The organism is Rothia sp. HMSC067H10, from assembly GCF_001810635.1.
GTDB classification, from domain to species: Bacteria; Actinomycetota; Actinomycetes; order Actinomycetales; family Micrococcaceae; genus Rothia; species Rothia dentocariosa.
Window position 1 is genome coordinate 23,360 of the sequence record NZ_KV802315.1, and the last position, 15,347, is coordinate 38,706.

The window sequence follows — 15,347 nt, forward strand, 5'->3', positions numbered from 1 at the left end:
CGTGGCATCATCCTCAAAAATAGTATGATGCGCGTATCATACGGCAACATAAGAGCATGATGCGAAGCGTACGGCTCAGACACACGTCAAACACCCTGCGAGCGCATTTTTCTGAAGAAGAAATACGTGCAAAACCCGGTGTTTTTCCTCGGCACCCTTGAGATAAGATACTTGGCGCATAAGTCCTTTTAGGAAAAAGCAGGTGAGCTGATTTTATGTCTAGATGGCACGCTCATCCACACCGACGGTGTTACCACCAGACAAGTCACCCACACTGGTGGCTGTGGATTTTTGCTGACATAAAGCTACCAAGGAGCAGACCCTAGGATAAAGACCTCACCGAAGGATAACCAGCCCAAACCCTGATGACAAGACCGCCAGGGACATTATTACCAGCATCAGAGCGCCTACTGAGGGGAGATGCAGCATTAAAACACTACAAGGCTTTAAAACACGTAAGCCTGTGTCCGACAACAATTACAAAGATAGTAAGAAGTGTTGTGGTGCTGATGTCGCTGCATTATGATCCTGATTGGCAATCCTGGTGAGAAAACCCTAGTGTTAGTATAGCCAAAAGTTGCAACATATAATCAGCAACCTTAGCGGATGCTAATGTTTTTGAAGAAATGCTTCAATGTCGTCACAGAGCTTAGGCTCTGGATAATCACTATTAATCAGCGCCTCCAGACCCACTGGTACACGTTGTTCTTTATCTGGCTCTTCTAACATCAGATAGGTTGCCAAGGCAATTGTCTGCACCTCCAATACCTTACCTGAATTAGGATCTTGGTTTGCCTCCATCTCATCAAGCTGGTCAGAATACTTAGCCATCAACTGCTCACTCTCCTGAAATTTATCAGCAGTTTCGGCATCAGCCAGAGTCAAATGTTCGACAAACTCATAAACATCTTTTGCATCCCATCCAGTCACATCAAGGATCTCCAAGCATTTGCCTTTATAAAATGCCAGACCAAGCCCTTTTGCCAAAAGCTCATTGATGAGATTGTTGGAGCGTTCGCCCAACTGATCACGATATACACTCATCTTATTCTTCTCCTTACATTGCCCCCACGAGTGGGGTAACAACATTTATATTTTCCACCAATGATTAACAGACGTCTTTACACACACCACGTGATGCAGCCAACTTATTAATCGACAAATTATTGGCTTTGCAATAATTAACTAGTGGCTCTTCAGCATGAGTGTTTCTTCCAACCACCCCTTCTGTTATTTGGCTTCTCACTGCAACAACATCATCTGGCAGATGCCGACGTATATCATTACGCAAGATCGCTCCATCACGACCATTGGAGGCTGCAAGGATTGTTTTGTTTCCTGCACTGTCAGTGACTTCAGCCACAGCAAGTGCACCATAACGTCGAGCACCATCACCTGCGTTGTCTCATTACCCCAACAACTTTTTGTTACAAATCGTCTGTGGAGTTTCTGATAGCATCAGTGAATGGGTGCGCTTTCAATCCTAGCGCATCAACCCATGTCAAAGGATTAGCGACATACCCCTGCGCAGTCCCCACATTCGGCCCCACACCCAACGGATCCTGGGCACCATACACACCACCGGCAGGATCATAAAACCTAAACCGGTTATACCCCCACCCAGACTCTTGATCCTCATACTGACCAGCAAACAATACCGGGGAATCCACACCCGACCCTTGCCGCCGTGCTTCTGGTGGTGGGTTATAAGCTGGCGAATCCGAAGACCATCTTCCACTTCTGGCGTAAGGGTCTTTACCAGTTCATTCCGTTTGCCGCCACGCTGGTGGCCGTGGTTGCCCTTGACCTGCTGGAAGGCGTGGGTATTGGTCTGGCGATCAGTATCTTCTTCGTGCTGCAGGGCAATATGAAGCGTGCATACTACCTCAGCCGTGAGGAGCTTGCGGAGGCCGACGAAATTACGCTGGATTTGGCGGAAGAGGTGTCGTTCCTGAACAAGGCGGCTATTAAGAAGACGCTGAAGAATATTCGCCCCGGCTCGAAGGTCACGATCAATGCCGAGAACTCTTCGTATATCGCCAGCGATGTGCTGGAGCTGATTGAGGACTTCTCCAATGTTTATGCGAAGGAAAACGATATTGAGGTGGTGCTCAAGGGCTTCAAGTCGGATTATCACGATGCTGAGCGTGATCGTCACAGCCACGTGAAGGTGGGTCATAGCGCAAGTATCTAAGCTATGAGGCGGTATCTGTGCGGTATCGCCCCCTCGTGTATGTACGCGAGCAGGTGGTTTTTGGCCGAGCAGGTAGGAAAATACTACCTGCTCGCGTTTAAACACAAAATCGCCCGTGACATCGCGCGTGTCTTAAATGCACTAGCACGCGTGATCCGGGCGATTGCTAGCCTAGTAGACGTTATCAACTGGTAAATCTAGTTTATAAACGCCATCGCCGTGAGGCACCCAGACCTACCAGTACGGGCTCCTCACTGCCCTAACTATACAGCACAAAAACACGTACTACTTGTCAGTCAGAAAGCTAAATCAAGCGCATTGATCTGATCACGCTTACGGTCAGGTTGATCATCTGGAAATACAAAACAACGCGTATTCACTAGCGTACCATCAACAACGTTGGCTGTAGAGAAGATAACCACTGGAACTCGGTTGCCGTTATTAAGGAAGTCTGCTCGAAAATTAATAATTGGAGAATCTTCACCCCAACGCCCTAGAAAATCATCTATAACGTCCCGATCTGCATAAATATGGCGAATATGATGTCCAACATAAGAAGATGGATCGTTATTGGGGGATGGATGAGCACATTATGTAGTGAGATTTAAAAATCTCACTTGCTGGAATATCATATATTGACCTTCATATGAGCCAGTCCTTGAGCGATTGTAGATGTGACCGACTAAGACTAGCGGCAGTTTCTACGTCCCGCTTCTCAATAGCGGTAAACAGCCGTGCATGAATATCGTGATCTTCTTCAGATCCGCTATTCCCTACAATCTTGAGCATCGCAACCATGGCTTCCCGCAGACGAGCCGTAAAGCCATCAAATAAATCAAGAAGAATCGGATTTTTTGTGGCAACAATAATGGCACGATGAAAAGCCATATCAGCATCAACATAATTATCGATAATCTCTGACTCTAGTTTTCGATGTTCCAGAGCTGCTTTGATTGCCGCAATATCTGCTTCGCTACGCTTTTCAGCAGCAAGACTAGCAGATGCCGTTTCTATAGCTAACCGAGCATCAATAACAGAGATAATATCGGCACGACTAACCACCGTCCTCCATGACTCTGGAACTTCAAGAGCAGTCACAAAAACTCCCGCGCCTTGCCGAGATGACAATACACCTCTACCCGCCAGTTGGCGAATAGCCTCGCGTACGGTTGAACGACCGACACCAAGTTGTAATGCCAGTGTCATCTCTCCTGGCAATTTGGCACCGAGACCCCACTCTCCGGCTCTGATACGGTTCATAAGCAGTTCAGCAGCCTGATCAGCTAATGGTGTACGTTGTATTTGAGACATCTGCATCCCATCAATTACAGCTCTTCTACTTGTCTGAAGTGTTGTGTTAGAATTTACCCATGTCCATGTTCAAAACTCTTCTCCTATTCTGCCACGGCGGGGTATAGCCAGACCGGCAACCCACCGTGGTGTAAATGCTATGCCGGTTGTAGCATTAGAAGATAAAGGACACCAAACCATCATGACGTTTACACTTCGAGGAACTGACTTCCCGACTATCTCTACCCCCTCAGGGTCGATTCCTCCTAACGCACCAACATGGAATCGTCAACGGCACTCACAGATGCCCTCCCACCGTTATACCGACGTTTATTCACGTGTGGATGTTCCTCTCTCCTCTTACAATAAACGGGAATGGCCAAGCAAACAACTCACAACAGCGCCTCTATGGGTGCCAGTTGATCTGCGTGATGGAAATCAAGCGCTTGCTGAGCCAATGGGACCCAGCTCGTAAAAAGCGTTTTTTTGAGCTTCTAGTTGCGATGGGCTACAAAGAGATCGAGGTTGGATACCCCTCAGCTTCACAAACTGACTACGATTTCGTACGCCTCATCGCCGACACTGATATCGCACCCGACGATGTGACAATCGTAGTATTTACCCCAGCACGGCACGACCTTATTGAGCGTACAGTATCATCAATCAAAGGTATTACCAATCCGATAGTCATTCACATGTACACCGCGACCGCGCCTGTCTGGCGCAACACAGTACTTGGGCACGATCAGGCGTCACTAAAAGAACTCATTATCACAGGTGCACGCGACATTATGGAACTTGCCCATAATATGCCGAATGTACGCTTCGAATTCAGTCCTGAGGTATTCAATCTAACTGAACCAGACTATGTAATCGATATCTGCAATACCGTAACTGAGCTGTGGCAAGCTACTCCCGACCGCCCCGTCATCCTGAACCTCCCAGCAACGGTAGAGATAGCCAGCCCAAACGTATATGCTGACCAAATCGAATATATGCACAAACATTTGGAACGCCGAGACTCGGTTATTCTATCGGTGCATCCACATAACGACCGTGGAACTGGCATAGCTTGCGCGGAACTAGCCATCCTCGCGGGTGCACAACGAGTGGAGGGATGTATTTTTGGCAACGGAGAACGTACCGGTAACGTCGATATAGCTACACTTGCTCTAAATCTACATGCTCAAGGTATCGATCCGATGATCGATTTCTCCGACATAGACGAAATCCGCCGTACCGTAGAATATTGTAACCGAATTGAGGTACACCCTCGGCACCCATATGTTGGCGACCTCGTGCATACAGCGTTTAGTGGTACGCACCAAGATGCAATCAAGAAGGGCTTTGCAGCGCATCGCGCTCAAGCCGCAGCAGAGGGGCTTCATGAGTCGGAAATTGCTTGGCAAGTACCCTATCTGCCAATAGATCCAGCAGATATTGGGAGGAACTACGACGCTGTTATCCGTGTAAACTCGCAGTCTGGTAAAGGCGGTATTGCATACCTACTAGAAACCGAGTACGGAGTCGAATTACCCCGTCGCCTTCAAATCGACCTAGCTCGCCGCGTACAGCAGCATACCGATACAACCGGTGTCGAAATAACCGCATCCGAAATATGGCAGACCTTCCAAGACATATACGTAATGCCGACTTCTCAGCGCGTAGTTCTGCTGAGCTCAAAATCTTATGAGTCCGAAGGATCAGCCCGCACAGAGATTCATTTGTTGGTTGACGGTAAGAAAAGTATATGTACTCATGAAGATATGGGTCCTATACAAGCCCTTACCGCATCGTTACTCAGCGCTGGCATTGAACTAGAAGTGTTAGACCTTAAGCAGTCAAGCATCGGCTCTGGTAACGATAGCGAGGCGCTCACACTAATAGAATTCCGGCATGTTAATGGGTCCGGCTGGGCTGCAGGAATCGATCAATCTGTTCTTAGTGCTAACCTGAATGCGGTTGTTACGGCTGCCAACATGGTTCTATCCCAGTAACAGTAATTGTTCGAGAAAAAATAATAATCCATTCTAAGCTGACTTAAGGTGGGCCATAGCGCGAGTATCTAAGCTATGAGGCGCGGTACCGTGCGGTATCGCCCCCCTCGTGCATGTACGCGAGCAGGTGGTTTTTTGGTACGAGCAGGTAGGGAAATCTTACCTGCTCGTACCAAAAACCACCTGCTCGCGGTATAGAGCGCATCGCGCATAAGCCTGCCATTCTTACAGTCACCATAACCTTAAATGTAATCTGCGTAACATCTAGGAAGTTATGGATTTTTCCGGTTTAATGAAGGTACAACCTATAAAGAACTCTTGATAGGTTGAGACTATAAGCGATGATGCTGTAGCTACAGCCCCTCATAAAATCTCAGTTAGGAGTCACCATGAAGGCAGTTGTTTACCACGGTCCAGGCAAGCGAGCTTGGGAAGAAGTTCCAGACGCCACCATCCTTGAACCCACCGACGTCATTGCTCGCGTTGATACCACCACCATCTGCGGCACCGACCTGCACATCCTTAAGGGTGACGTTCCCGAGGTTGAAGAAGGGCGCATCCTGGGCCACGAGGCTATCGGCACGATTACCGAAGTCGGCTCTGCGGTCACCGATTTGAAGGTTGGCGACCGCATCATTATTCCGGCGGTCACGAACTGCGGCAAGTGCTCATACTGTAAGGACAATAAGCCTTCGCACTGCCAGACCGTGGGCGGTGTCGGCTGGATTTTCGGGTACATGATTGACGGCACCCAGGCTGAGTATGTGCGCATTCCTTACGCTGAGACGTCGGTTCACATGGTTCCCGAGGGACTGACCGACGAAGATGTTCTCTTCCTCACGGATGCGCTTCCGACCGGTTTCGAGATGGGTATTCTCAACGGCAACACCAAGCCGGGCGATACGGTGGCTGTTATCGGCGCAGGTCCGGTGGGTCTGGGCGCAATTATGACGGCGAACCTGTGCGGTGCCGGGCGTGTGATTACCGTCGATATGGACGATAACCGCATGAACAAGGCGCTGGAACTGGGGGCAACCGATAAGGTAAACGCCGCCGATCCAGACTTTATCGAGAAGATTAAGGCCCTCTCCCCCGATGGTTTGGGCGTGGATGTGGCGATTGAGGCTGTGGGCGTGCCGCAGACCTTCGAGACCTGCACCAAGATCGTTCGCCCCTACGGCAACGTTGCGAACGCGGGTGTGCACGGCAAGCCGGTAGAGCTGCCGATTAACACCATGTGGATCTCGAACGTAAACATCAACATGGGTCTGGTGAACTGCAACACCGTGGGCAACCTGCTGAATATGGTGCGTTCGGGCCGCCTGAACGCAAAGGCGATGGCAACCCACTATTTCACCTTCGACCAGTTCGAGGAGGCATACGACCTGTTCGCAAATGCCGCCGAACATAATGCGGTGAAGGTTGTTATCTCGCGCGAACCGATTAAGAAGTAGGGTGTAAGCCCCCTAAGCTAACCCCTCCGGGTTCTTTACCGTCCTTCCCGGAGGGGTTCCTTTCGCTCTCTTTCCCGGAGCCAGCCATGTTTACCGGGGGTTGCGCACTGTAAAAAGGCTCTTTAGTCCAATAAAGCGGGTTTTCCCCATCTTTATTGGAATAAAGAGCCTTTTTATGCAGGAATCTGCTCACGACGAGCGTTGCTTTACCGACCCTTCGCCAGGTTTTCGAGCTTGGTCACCAGCGCATCAGTGTCTCGGGATGCGCTGCTGAGCACACGATAGATCACGCGCCTCTGTGCAGCTTGGCGCACCGCATCCCGACCTTGCGGCACTCCCCCGCCAGCGCGGGTACGCTCATCGGCTAACTCTTCGGCACGCATGGCGGCGTAGTTGATCTTGGCGGCAAGCTGCATCCTGTCCCGTTCCAGCTGAACACCAGCCCACGAGACGGGCCTGCTGGGGAACGGGCTGTTTGATTCGTCCGCCGCACCCCGGATGCGCTGCGCCTCCTGGGTCAGCTGGGTTGCGTCTACCGCGTCGCCAGCCTGTTTGTACATATCAAGCAGAATATGGAAGTTCTTCGCCTTCTCGCTGAGGTACTGCGCGTTGGTTGCCGCGCCTTGAGCTTCGGGGTTCTGGTTCTGATTCGACGGGGTTGACGAAGCCTGCGCGGCGTTCGCAGCCGGAGCGGTCAGAGTCGAACCAACCGCGAGCGCGCCCGCAGCGGGAATGCCAACAGCGGCTGCGCGCAGGAATCGGCGGCGTGAGGTACCCAGTTCAGTCATATGTCCTCCTTATTTATGCGGTGTTAAAACACCATGAGGTGCAGAGTCAGCGCAATTAGGATAAGCGCCAACGCCGCACCTCATGATGCGAAACCGGTAAACCGGTTGGTAGTTTTTAACCGTAACTCACCTGAACACGTTTTTTAGTCAGGGTACGGTTATGCACTACCGTGTTGTCGAGCAGGTTACAGACTGTGTGCTGTGTAGGTTCTCACGCCTTAAGAGTAGTTACCTTCAATAAGCTTGCGCTGAAACACGACAATGGTCGGTGAGGGACCGTCAAGAACCCCGTCTGCGGTTTGGCCCAACCAGCTCTGCAGAGCACTGATTGTAGAGGGTCCGATCAAACCATCAGCACCCACCCCGAGCCAGCGCTGCAAATCTTTGATGGTGTCTGAGCCGGATGCGGCATCGTCAGAAACCCACTGCCAACCGCTCGTCAAACCGGGATTAGCACTTGACTGGGATGCGAGCTGACTGTCGATCTGCCCATCGAGGGAAAGACCGCCCTCAATGGCAGAGTTTACGGCAGCTATGCTGTTGAGACGCTTCTGCAGCTCAACCGTTGTTTCTGAGCCCCAGTACCCATCATCTGTAAGAGCATTTGCTGCCGGGGCAGTCACGAGGGTCGAACCGAAGGCGAGCATACCCGCAGCGGGAACACCAATAGCGGTGGTACGCAACAGCTTACGGCGGGAAAGTCCGGTATTTTCGAGAGTCATAGTATTCCTCCTTCACATCACCACATACGAGGTGAGAACATGTCACGCCATTTTCGCGATAACTTATCTTTTAACGAGAATGAGAGTTCAGGTAGTTTTGCAGAGCTTCGATCGTTGGCGAGGGACCATCGAGAACCCCGTCTGCAGTTTGCCCAAGCCAAGTCTGCAGGGCACTGATTGTAGAGGGTCCGATCAGACCATCGCGAGCGCCTATTTCCACTTTCAGAAACTGCTGCAAATCTTTGATGGTGCCTGAGCCGGATGCGGCATCGTCAGAAACCCACTGCCAACCGCTCGTCAAACCGGGATTAGCACTTGACTGGGATGCGGGCTGACTATCGATCTGTCCGTCGTGGGAAAGCACGGGATGCCCAGTTTCAAAGGCTGGGGCATTTATGCTGTTGAGACGCTTCTGCAGCTCAACCGTCGTTTCGGAGCCCCAGTAACCATCAACCTCAAGCGCATTCGCACTCGTCGCGGTCACCAAGGTCGAGCCAAAGGCGAGCATACCCGCAGCGGGCACACCAATAGCGGTGGTACGCAACAGCTTACGGCGGGAAAGACCAGAATTTTCGTTCATCATTTTTATCCTCCTCACATATCTAGAAATTGCGGAGAAAAATCGGGTAACCGATGTATTTTCAGTATGTTGAATTAGTCATAGGTAACCACGATAAGCTCGGACTGAAGCTTCTTAATGGTGGGAGACTCTTCGCTCAATACCCCGTCCTGAGGGAGGTGATAACGCGCCTGAAGCGCAGAGATAGTCTGCGAGCCCATGAGCCCATCCTGGGTCACTTTGAGCATGCGCTGAAGATGCTTGATAGTTTCTGAACCGGAGGCGGCATCATCAGAGACCCAGCCCCAGCCACTCGTCAGCCCGGGGTTAGCACTCGCCTGAGATGCAGGCTGACTTGAGACGATACCGTCTACCACCGCAAGCTCAGCGAGCCTCTGATACATACGTGTAGTTTCACTTCCCCAGTAACCATCAACCTCAAGCGCATTCGCACTCGTCGCGGTTACCAAGGTCGAGCCGAAGGCGAGCATACCCGCAGCGGGTACGCCAATGGCGGTAGTACGCAACAGCTTACGGCGGGAAAGTCCAGGATTTTTGAGAGTCATACTATTCCTTTCTCAACTAAGGCTTATAAAAGGTTTGAAGCGATCTTGGCACCAGTCAAAATTTCATAAGCCCCAATCTCACTTCCTCAGACAACTTAGTTGCGAATTATTTATTCAAAGAGGCTGGCGGCGGCACGATCAGCATCTTCAACAGCCTGAACTGCCTGGTCTCGTTCTTGAGCCATCGCTTCAGCCTTCTGCGCAGCATCACGCAGATCCTCAGCGGCAGAATCATTAATCGCGATGTTATCCTGGTCAAACTTATTTGCTAGATCTGTAGCTTCCTGGGCTTCTTGATGAAGCTTCTCAGATTCTGCTTGCATTGCGCCTGTCGAGTTATCAGCAATCGCTGCATTCGCCGCCGGAGCCGTCATAAAGCCAAGCGCTAACAAAGCGCCCACAATGGGAGCCACGAGCGAGGTGACGCGCATCAACTTACGGCGAGGACGATCAGACTTACGAAGTATCATTTTTTCTCCTAAATAGTTCAATAAGGACTGTGCACTAACTGGTGAAAGAGCAATAACGGGTTTTAACCGACGTACTGGCTAATCTCGTTCTGCAAAGCCTCAATAGTCGGTGATGGACTATCTAAAGTTCCATCCGCCGTCAGGCCATAATGCTCTTGTAAAAGCTTGATATGAACGCCTGTGATGCTGTAGCCAGTTACATTCGCACCCCAGCTCTGGACTTTGAGGAAAATATTTTGCGAGCTAGTTCCGGATCCTAGCCACTGATACATGGCCAGCATGGTTGGGGAACCAGAGGCCTGTGCATCATCGACCCATTCCCAACCGCTGACGATACCCGAGCAGGATGGAGCCATACTTGATGGCTGAGAACTAATAACTCCATCCACCGACAACCCGGCCCCACGCACGGCATTCATAAAGCGTTGGAGCCCTGCAGAGGTTTCCTCGCCCCAGTAACCATCAACGCTAACCGCACTCGCACTTGTTGCGGTCACCAGAGTGGAGCCGAAAGCCAGCAAACTCGCAGCGGGCACGCCTACAGCGGCGGCACGCATCAGCCCGCGACGAGAAATACCAGAATGTTCGTTCGTCATTTTTATCCTCCTTCAGGATGAAAATATATGTCCGCCGAGAAGCACCAACGTGCTTTTCACGCATCATCAAGTCTCACGTAGAGCAAACCTAACCGACGTACTGGCTAATCTCGTTCTGCAAAGCCTTGACAGTCTCTGAAGGTCCATCCAAGCGACCATCTGCCGTGAGACCGTAGTGATTTTGTAAGGCTTTGATAGTGTTGGGACCAATCGTGCCGTCAGCTTCCACACCGCCCAGCCAACGCTGCAGGTAATAGATGGTGAAGTCGTAGCCTTGCGCTCCCCCATCGGATTCCCACTGCCATCCGCTGCCCAGCCCAGGATTGGCAGACTGCTGCGATGCAGGCTGATATTTCACAACACCGTCTTCATACCCGTATGTGGGCTGACCGAGTTCCTGCGCAAAGATTTTGAAGAAAAACTTTTGAAGCTGCGAGGTTGTCTCAGAACCCCAATAACCATCAACCTCAAGCGACTGAGCAGCCGGGATGCTGACGATGCTAGACCCCAGCGCCAGAACGCCTGCGGCGGGAACACCTATGGATGCGGTGCGCAGCAAACGACGACGCGAAATACCAGAATGTTCATTCGGCATAGTGGATACCCTCCTTCGCATACTTTCAGGCACAAGAAGTTAGAAAAAGCCTTGTCGGGGCAGGATTCTTATGTGGAAACATGCCCCGTCCAAGTACCGCGAGAACTTTTATCGATGCTCTTCAAACCATTTACGCGCTTCAGGATCAGGTTTACCTGATAATTTATCGAGCATGCGCTGCAACTTACGGATAACTTCTTCGTAGAGTTCTTTCAGCTTATTTTTAATTTCTTCGTATTCACGCTGCACGTCTTCGCCGACTCCCTCAACAAATCGGCCAAGCTCACCCAACTCACGGTTTAGCTCGTCTATTTCCCGACCAAGTTCCGGATCCTCGTAACTGCCCAGAGCAGAGAACGTCTGCCGACCTATCAGACCATCCGCTGAGACCCCCAGCCAGTTCTGCATAGCGGTGATAGTTGCAGACCCGGAAGCATCACTATCCGAGACCCAGTCCCAACCGGATCCAAAAACAGCCAATTCTTCCTGTGCAGAGGCAGGCTGACTGCCGATCAGCCCATCTACTTCAAGACCAGCCCCAAGTGCCTGGTTTAGGAATTGCTGAAGCGCAACTGTTGTTCCTTCACCCCAGATGCCGTCAACTTCAACAGCATTTGCGCTCGTTGCGGTCACGAGGGTTGAACCAAAAGCGAGCAGACCAGCAGCAGGAACGCCAATAGCGGTAGTACGCAACAGCTTACGGCGAGAAAGCCCGGGATTTTCAAGAGTCATCAGGAATTTTCTCCTTTGCGTGTATTTTTTCAGGTGCAGGAAGTTAAAAAGCCTCGTTGGGGCGGAGCAACGGTATCAACCTCCGCCCCAACGAGTGCGATATCGACGTGTACGTTGCTATGCTTTGAACAAATTTTTTATATAGTCGCTGACGTACTGGTTTATCTCGTTCTGCAGAGCCTGAATTGTAGGCGAAGGTCCGTCCAGTGTCCCGTCAACCGTTAAACCGTAGTGGGCCTGTAAAGCACTCACGGTCTCAGCACCAAATAATCCATCTGCGCTTACACCCAACCAGTTCTGCATCTCCACAATTGCTGGGGAACCAGATGCCTGAGAGTCCTCCACCCACTCCCAGCCACCGACGATGCCGGAGCAGGAAGGGGCAAAGCTTGAGGGCTGTGAGCTGATTACGCCATCAGCCGTTAAACCAGAGCTCCTGACAGTATTCATAAACTGCTGAAATCCTAATGAGGTTCCCGACCCCCAGTAGCCGTCAACATCAACGGCATTAGCGCTCGGTGCGGTCACGAGGGTCGAGCCGACAGCGAGTAGACCCGCAGCAGGTACACCAATGGCGGTAGTACGCAACAGCTTACGGCGGGAAAGTCCGGGATTTTCGAGAGTCATGTTACTTATCTTCCTTTCACATGGTGGTTGGATACGCGCACTCGCCACTGTAGAGCTACAAAAAGCGTTGCTGATTGCGTACTATCTGTGAACGCCTCATAAAAGAAGGCGCAGGTTTTATGACATTTCCTCTTCCGGAGCGAGGATTTTATTTAGGGTGCTCAGAATATATCTGCAAGAGCTGCATACCAGCAACACATCTCAAAGTGATTTTTGGTCACCTCATATAATGCATTTACTGTGCAGTACTTTCCTGAACACCTCTGCCCCTACCGTAGAAGCTACACGGGCGAGTTTTCAACCCTTTAAGGCTGTTTTGCTGCATCGCGCAAGACAGAAGTTCATGTATTTTATGCTCTATATCAGAGTGGTCATTGTTCAAAACTTTTAAATGTCATATTTCTTATTCGGGCATGTCACATAAAAATATAACACCACGCTTCATAAGTTTTTATAAACACTTCATTCTTTAAATATTTTTACTTAGGCATTTCAAGAAGGAAATCTCTATAACCACGCTTTAATCCCCGCGAGCAGATAGTATTGTGGCGAGCAGATAACGGATTGCTATCTGCTCGCCAAAATACTATCTGCTCGCGCCTCATCAAACCTGACTCATAGGGACTTTAGGATCCGTGAAAACTAATTCTAGGCCTGTTCTTCTGCCGCTGATCAGATAGATAATCAACAACGATGAGAACTGCAATAGCAACGTCTTGAAAACGCTGGTCGTACACAGTGATCTGATATTTGTCGCGCATCTTAAACCTAGGCTTGTGAATAGCGGCGACGATACCTCCTTCAAGAACAATCTCAAAGTTACCTTCCCAGAAACTACCCCCGATCTGAAGCGGAGTCTGGTTGAGGTAGGCCTCTATGTTGAGCCCCGCGAGTTTAAACCGTTTGCGCATATGCAGCTGGTCGCCGGTGGAAAAGCCAACATTGAAAACGGTACCGAGCCCAAGCTGCCGCTCCAGCGTGAACTGCACGCCGGTCTCAACGTTCGTCACATTCATGTTTTTGCCAAGAACCCGGTAGTTCTCATCAACCTGATATACCGTGTACCCGCCTTCGTCGGTGACGACATAGTGGTCGGTAATTTTGAAGATTTTCTGCGCCGCGTAAAGCTGCCGCATCATGCTCTCCTCTCTATGTGTTTCGGTGGTGTCGTTGGTAGCTCAACCATAGCACCGCGTATGCTCTTAACGACGACTTGTCTTCACCTTACGCGTGTACCCAAAAGGAATTTACGGAACGGGATTTTGGGCGTGGAATCGCCAAGTGCAGCCGAAGGCAAAAGGATTCTAGAGCGATTCATCAGGCACCCCTTCGGATACCTCATGCTGCTTTTGTTCTGAAGATTTGTCTGTCTTTTTAATACTATTTGTCGTGACAATAATCATTAAGATGCCCAAAATAACTTCGTAAAGGGCTACCATAACCCCCACTATTGCAAGAGAGCTCTCGGTAGATGAATATGACCTAAGAATCCGCTCTAGCATAAACGGCACATAGGTAACCTCGGAGATCGGGGCAACAATAAGGCCGTAAATATTGACACCTCGTATCCACCGAAACTTGACTGATTTCCTAAACCGCATAAACGCGACAACCTGCAAGATAACGTGAACTATATAGGGCAGTGCAATAATGATTAAAATAGTTATGATAGTCAGGGAAATATTATCAATCTTATGAATCAAACCGAAAATAAATCCACCGACAAGAAAAACCGGTATGATAAGCGCAGGAATAATAATTAGAATATTCTTGATAGCCTGTGCGATGAGAAGAGGCTCGCGGGTGTTGGGGTCTATATCAAACTGTTGTGATATGCGTTTATGAGGCTCTTCCTTTCCCTCAGCACCATGAGACCCCGGGGATGCCTGGGACATCTTACCGTCGGCACCTTCTAAGCCATACAGCTGTGTATATTTTGGCTCTTGTTGGGAATTCTCCGGATTATTCGATGCACTTTGCTTTTCCACGGGAGGCTGCGGGTCATTGTTCTCGGAGGTTGAAAAATTCTTATCGGTGCTCATGGTGTTCGCCCTTATCTTTCTTCTGGGACCTAACGTTAACGTGCTGCCAAGGAACTTCTACAATCGGATCTTCATGATTCTTCTTCAAGGATTCTGATTCATCACCCAACTCGTGTACCCTTCCCTGAGAACCGTGTAGAGCATCGTCATATATTCGAGGTTTAGAGACAGTGACTCCCTTGTCCTGAAAATCATCCGGAGAGTTCCTCTTGATCACACTCATCGCAACGATCATGATGATGCTGATAACAGCTTCAGAAGCAGGAGGAATTAATACCCAAGGCAGCGCCTGACCCTCTAAACCTGGTGCACTGTCAGAGGCCAATTGGATAAAAAGAGTAGCACAAATAGCCCCATAAGGCGACACAATCAGCAGACTATACAGATTAGTTCCTATAACCCACGCGATCCGAGTTTCTTTCTTTGTCCGTGACCATGCCACAGCCTGCAAAACAAAATGCAAACCAAAAGGCCATGAAAAAAAGAATAAAACAAGAGCGCCAGGGATCCATGGTATTGCTAATATGGCCTCAATGAGGGTCCTTGTAATCTGCACAGCTATAAGAGCAGGAGGAAACGAGTTCTGCTCCTCAGTCGAATCTGCCGCTGATTCTTTCTCTATCTCATGAATATCTTGAGCCTGGACCGTTCCATGCTCAGGTTTTGGAAGGTTCTCATCAATAGTCATGGCTTCACCCTAAGCTTATAGCCTGGG

General features: G+C 50.1%; 18 protein-coding genes and 1 pseudogene. 3 read left to right on the forward strand and 16 right to left on the reverse strand.

Annotated features, from left to right (window positions below):
* Positions 1 to 609 precede the first annotated feature (609 nt).
* The 3 genes from HMPREF2756_RS06800 to HMPREF2756_RS06805 form a co-directional block, all read right to left on the reverse strand.
* A complete protein-coding gene (locus HMPREF2756_RS06800; RefSeq protein ID WP_006889070.1) occupies positions 610 to 1,044 on the reverse strand; it encodes a hypothetical protein in 435 nt (144 codons plus the stop codon).
* A gap of 64 nt (positions 1,045 to 1,108) precedes the next feature.
* Positions 1,109 to 1,363 carry a hypothetical protein gene (locus tag HMPREF2756_RS11200; protein ID WP_141747838.1) on the reverse strand — a complete coding sequence of 85 codons (255 nt, stop codon included), beginning with the start codon at positions 1,361 to 1,363 and terminating at the stop codon, positions 1,109 to 1,111.
* 64 nt (positions 1,364 to 1,427) lie between these two features.
* Positions 1,428 to 1,670 carry an RHS repeat-associated core domain-containing protein gene (locus HMPREF2756_RS06805; RefSeq protein WP_070619668.1) on the reverse strand — a complete coding sequence of 81 codons (243 nt, stop codon included), beginning with the start codon at positions 1,668 to 1,670 and terminating at the stop codon, positions 1,428 to 1,430.
* A 29-nt stretch (positions 1,671 to 1,699) separates the two neighbouring features.
* Between HMPREF2756_RS06805 and HMPREF2756_RS06810 the strand changes: the two genes are divergently transcribed.
* Complete coding sequence (locus HMPREF2756_RS06810) at positions 1,700 to 2,194, forward strand: SulP family inorganic anion transporter (protein ID WP_246825876.1); 495 nt, start codon at positions 1,700 to 1,702, stop codon at positions 2,192 to 2,194.
* Between the two features lie 642 nt (positions 2,195 to 2,836).
* Here HMPREF2756_RS06810 and HMPREF2756_RS06820 read toward each other — a convergent pair.
* A complete protein-coding gene (locus HMPREF2756_RS06820; protein WP_070619769.1) occupies positions 2,837 to 3,505 on the reverse strand; it encodes a FadR/GntR family transcriptional regulator in 669 nt (222 codons plus the stop codon).
* 283 nt (positions 3,506 to 3,788) lie between these two features.
* Between HMPREF2756_RS06820 and HMPREF2756_RS06825 the strand changes: the two are divergent.
* Positions 3,789 to 5,481 (forward strand): annotated as a pseudogene (locus tag HMPREF2756_RS06825) (2-isopropylmalate synthase).
* Positions 5,482 to 5,870: 389 nt separating this feature from the next.
* On the forward strand, positions 5,871 to 6,935 hold the full coding sequence (locus tag HMPREF2756_RS06830) for an alcohol dehydrogenase catalytic domain-containing protein (RefSeq protein ID WP_048780002.1): 1,065 nt from the start codon (positions 5,871 to 5,873) through the stop codon (positions 6,933 to 6,935).
* Positions 6,936 to 7,141: 206 nt separating this feature from the next.
* On the opposite strand, the gene HMPREF2756_RS06835 is transcribed toward HMPREF2756_RS06830, so the two are convergent.
* The 12 genes from HMPREF2756_RS06835 to HMPREF2756_RS06890 form a co-directional block, all read right to left on the reverse strand.
* Entirely contained in the window at positions 7,142 to 7,723 is a 582-nt protein-coding gene (locus tag HMPREF2756_RS06835) for a hypothetical protein (RefSeq protein ID WP_070520316.1), read from the reverse strand.
* A gap of 218 nt (positions 7,724 to 7,941) precedes the next feature.
* On the reverse strand, positions 7,942 to 8,445 hold the full coding sequence (locus HMPREF2756_RS06840; protein ID WP_070619673.1) for a peptidoglycan binding domain-containing protein: 504 nt from the start codon (positions 8,443 to 8,445) through the stop codon (positions 7,942 to 7,944).
* Positions 8,446 to 8,515: 70 nt separating this feature from the next.
* The gene (locus HMPREF2756_RS06845) at positions 8,516 to 9,028 is read right to left on the reverse strand and encodes a muramidase (protein ID WP_070619676.1); all 513 of its coding nucleotides are present in this window, start codon (positions 9,026 to 9,028) and stop codon (positions 8,516 to 8,518) included.
* Positions 9,029 to 9,099: 71 nt separating this feature from the next.
* The gene (locus HMPREF2756_RS06850) at positions 9,100 to 9,570 is read right to left on the reverse strand and encodes a lysozyme family protein (protein WP_070619679.1); all 471 of its coding nucleotides are present in this window, start codon (positions 9,568 to 9,570) and stop codon (positions 9,100 to 9,102) included.
* Between the two features lie 110 nt (positions 9,571 to 9,680).
* Complete coding sequence (locus tag HMPREF2756_RS06855) at positions 9,681 to 10,040, reverse strand: hypothetical protein (RefSeq protein WP_246825877.1); 360 nt, start codon at positions 10,038 to 10,040, stop codon at positions 9,681 to 9,683.
* Between the two features lie 62 nt (positions 10,041 to 10,102).
* Positions 10,103 to 10,636: a chemotaxis protein CheA gene (locus HMPREF2756_RS06860; protein WP_070619681.1), complete on the reverse strand. Its 534-nt coding sequence runs from the start codon at positions 10,634 to 10,636 to the stop codon at positions 10,103 to 10,105.
* 88 nt (positions 10,637 to 10,724) lie between these two features.
* Entirely contained in the window at positions 10,725 to 11,231 is a 507-nt protein-coding gene (locus HMPREF2756_RS06865; RefSeq protein ID WP_070619683.1) for a peptidoglycan-binding domain-containing protein, read from the reverse strand.
* A 108-nt stretch (positions 11,232 to 11,339) separates the two neighbouring features.
* Positions 11,340 to 11,963, reverse strand: coding sequence for a hypothetical protein (locus tag HMPREF2756_RS11610; RefSeq protein WP_070619686.1), 624 nt, complete (start codon positions 11,961 to 11,963; stop codon positions 11,340 to 11,342).
* Positions 11,964 to 12,080: 117 nt separating this feature from the next.
* Entirely contained in the window at positions 12,081 to 12,590 is a 510-nt protein-coding gene (locus tag HMPREF2756_RS06875) for a peptidoglycan-binding domain-containing protein (RefSeq protein WP_070619689.1), read from the reverse strand.
* 626 nt (positions 12,591 to 13,216) lie between these two features.
* The gene (locus HMPREF2756_RS06880) at positions 13,217 to 13,729 is read right to left on the reverse strand and encodes an LURP-one-related/scramblase family protein (protein ID WP_070520301.1); all 513 of its coding nucleotides are present in this window, start codon (positions 13,727 to 13,729) and stop codon (positions 13,217 to 13,219) included.
* A gap of 165 nt (positions 13,730 to 13,894) precedes the next feature.
* Positions 13,895 to 14,632, reverse strand: coding sequence for a uracil phosphoribosyltransferase (locus HMPREF2756_RS06885; protein ID WP_070619691.1), 738 nt, complete (start codon positions 14,630 to 14,632; stop codon positions 13,895 to 13,897).
* On the reverse strand, positions 14,619 to 15,320 hold the full coding sequence (locus HMPREF2756_RS06890; protein WP_070619694.1) for a hypothetical protein: 702 nt from the start codon (positions 15,318 to 15,320) through the stop codon (positions 14,619 to 14,621). Before HMPREF2756_RS06890 ends, HMPREF2756_RS06885 begins: the two co-directional genes overlap by 14 nt.
* Between the last annotated feature and the right edge of the window lie 27 nt (positions 15,321 to 15,347).

What these genes read in the sequence shown, in the direction of transcription:
- HMPREF2756_RS06800 (WP_006889070.1), bottom strand. Translation starts at nt 1,044, where the DNA reads ATGAGTGTATATCGTGATCAGTTGGGCGAACGCTCCAACAATCTCATC.
- HMPREF2756_RS06820 (WP_070619769.1), bottom strand. Translation starts at nt 3,505, where the DNA reads ATGTCTCAAATACAACGTACACCATTAGCTGATCAGGCTGCTGAACTG.
- HMPREF2756_RS06830 (WP_048780002.1), top strand. Translation starts at nt 5,871, where the DNA reads ATGAAGGCAGTTGTTTACCACGGTCCAGGCAAGCGAGCTTGGGAAGAA.
- HMPREF2756_RS06835 (WP_070520316.1), bottom strand. Translation starts at nt 7,723, where the DNA reads ATGACTGAACTGGGTACCTCACGCCGCCGATTCCTGCGCGCAGCCGCT.
- HMPREF2756_RS06840 (WP_070619673.1), bottom strand. Translation starts at nt 8,445, where the DNA reads ATGACTCTCGAAAATACCGGACTTTCCCGCCGTAAGCTGTTGCGTACC.
- HMPREF2756_RS06845 (WP_070619676.1), bottom strand. Translation starts at nt 9,028, where the DNA reads ATGATGAACGAAAATTCTGGTCTTTCCCGCCGTAAGCTGTTGCGTACC.
- HMPREF2756_RS06850 (WP_070619679.1), bottom strand. Translation starts at nt 9,570, where the DNA reads ATGACTCTCAAAAATCCTGGACTTTCCCGCCGTAAGCTGTTGCGTACT.
- HMPREF2756_RS06855 (WP_246825877.1), bottom strand. Translation starts at nt 10,040, where the DNA reads ATGATACTTCGTAAGTCTGATCGTCCTCGCCGTAAGTTGATGCGCGTC.
- HMPREF2756_RS06860 (WP_070619681.1), bottom strand. Translation starts at nt 10,636, where the DNA reads ATGACGAACGAACATTCTGGTATTTCTCGTCGCGGGCTGATGCGTGCC.
- HMPREF2756_RS06865 (WP_070619683.1), bottom strand. Translation starts at nt 11,231, where the DNA reads ATGCCGAATGAACATTCTGGTATTTCGCGTCGTCGTTTGCTGCGCACC.
- HMPREF2756_RS11610 (WP_070619686.1), bottom strand. Translation starts at nt 11,963, where the DNA reads ATGACTCTTGAAAATCCCGGGCTTTCTCGCCGTAAGCTGTTGCGTACT.
- HMPREF2756_RS06875 (WP_070619689.1), bottom strand. Translation starts at nt 12,590, where the DNA reads ATGACTCTCGAAAATCCCGGACTTTCCCGCCGTAAGCTGTTGCGTACT.
- HMPREF2756_RS06880 (WP_070520301.1), bottom strand. Translation starts at nt 13,729, where the DNA reads ATGATGCGGCAGCTTTACGCGGCGCAGAAAATCTTCAAAATTACCGAC.
- HMPREF2756_RS06885 (WP_070619691.1), bottom strand. Translation starts at nt 14,632, where the DNA reads ATGAGCACCGATAAGAATTTTTCAACCTCCGAGAACAATGACCCGCAG.
- HMPREF2756_RS06890 (WP_070619694.1), bottom strand. Translation starts at nt 15,320, where the DNA reads ATGACTATTGATGAGAACCTTCCAAAACCTGAGCATGGAACGGTCCAG.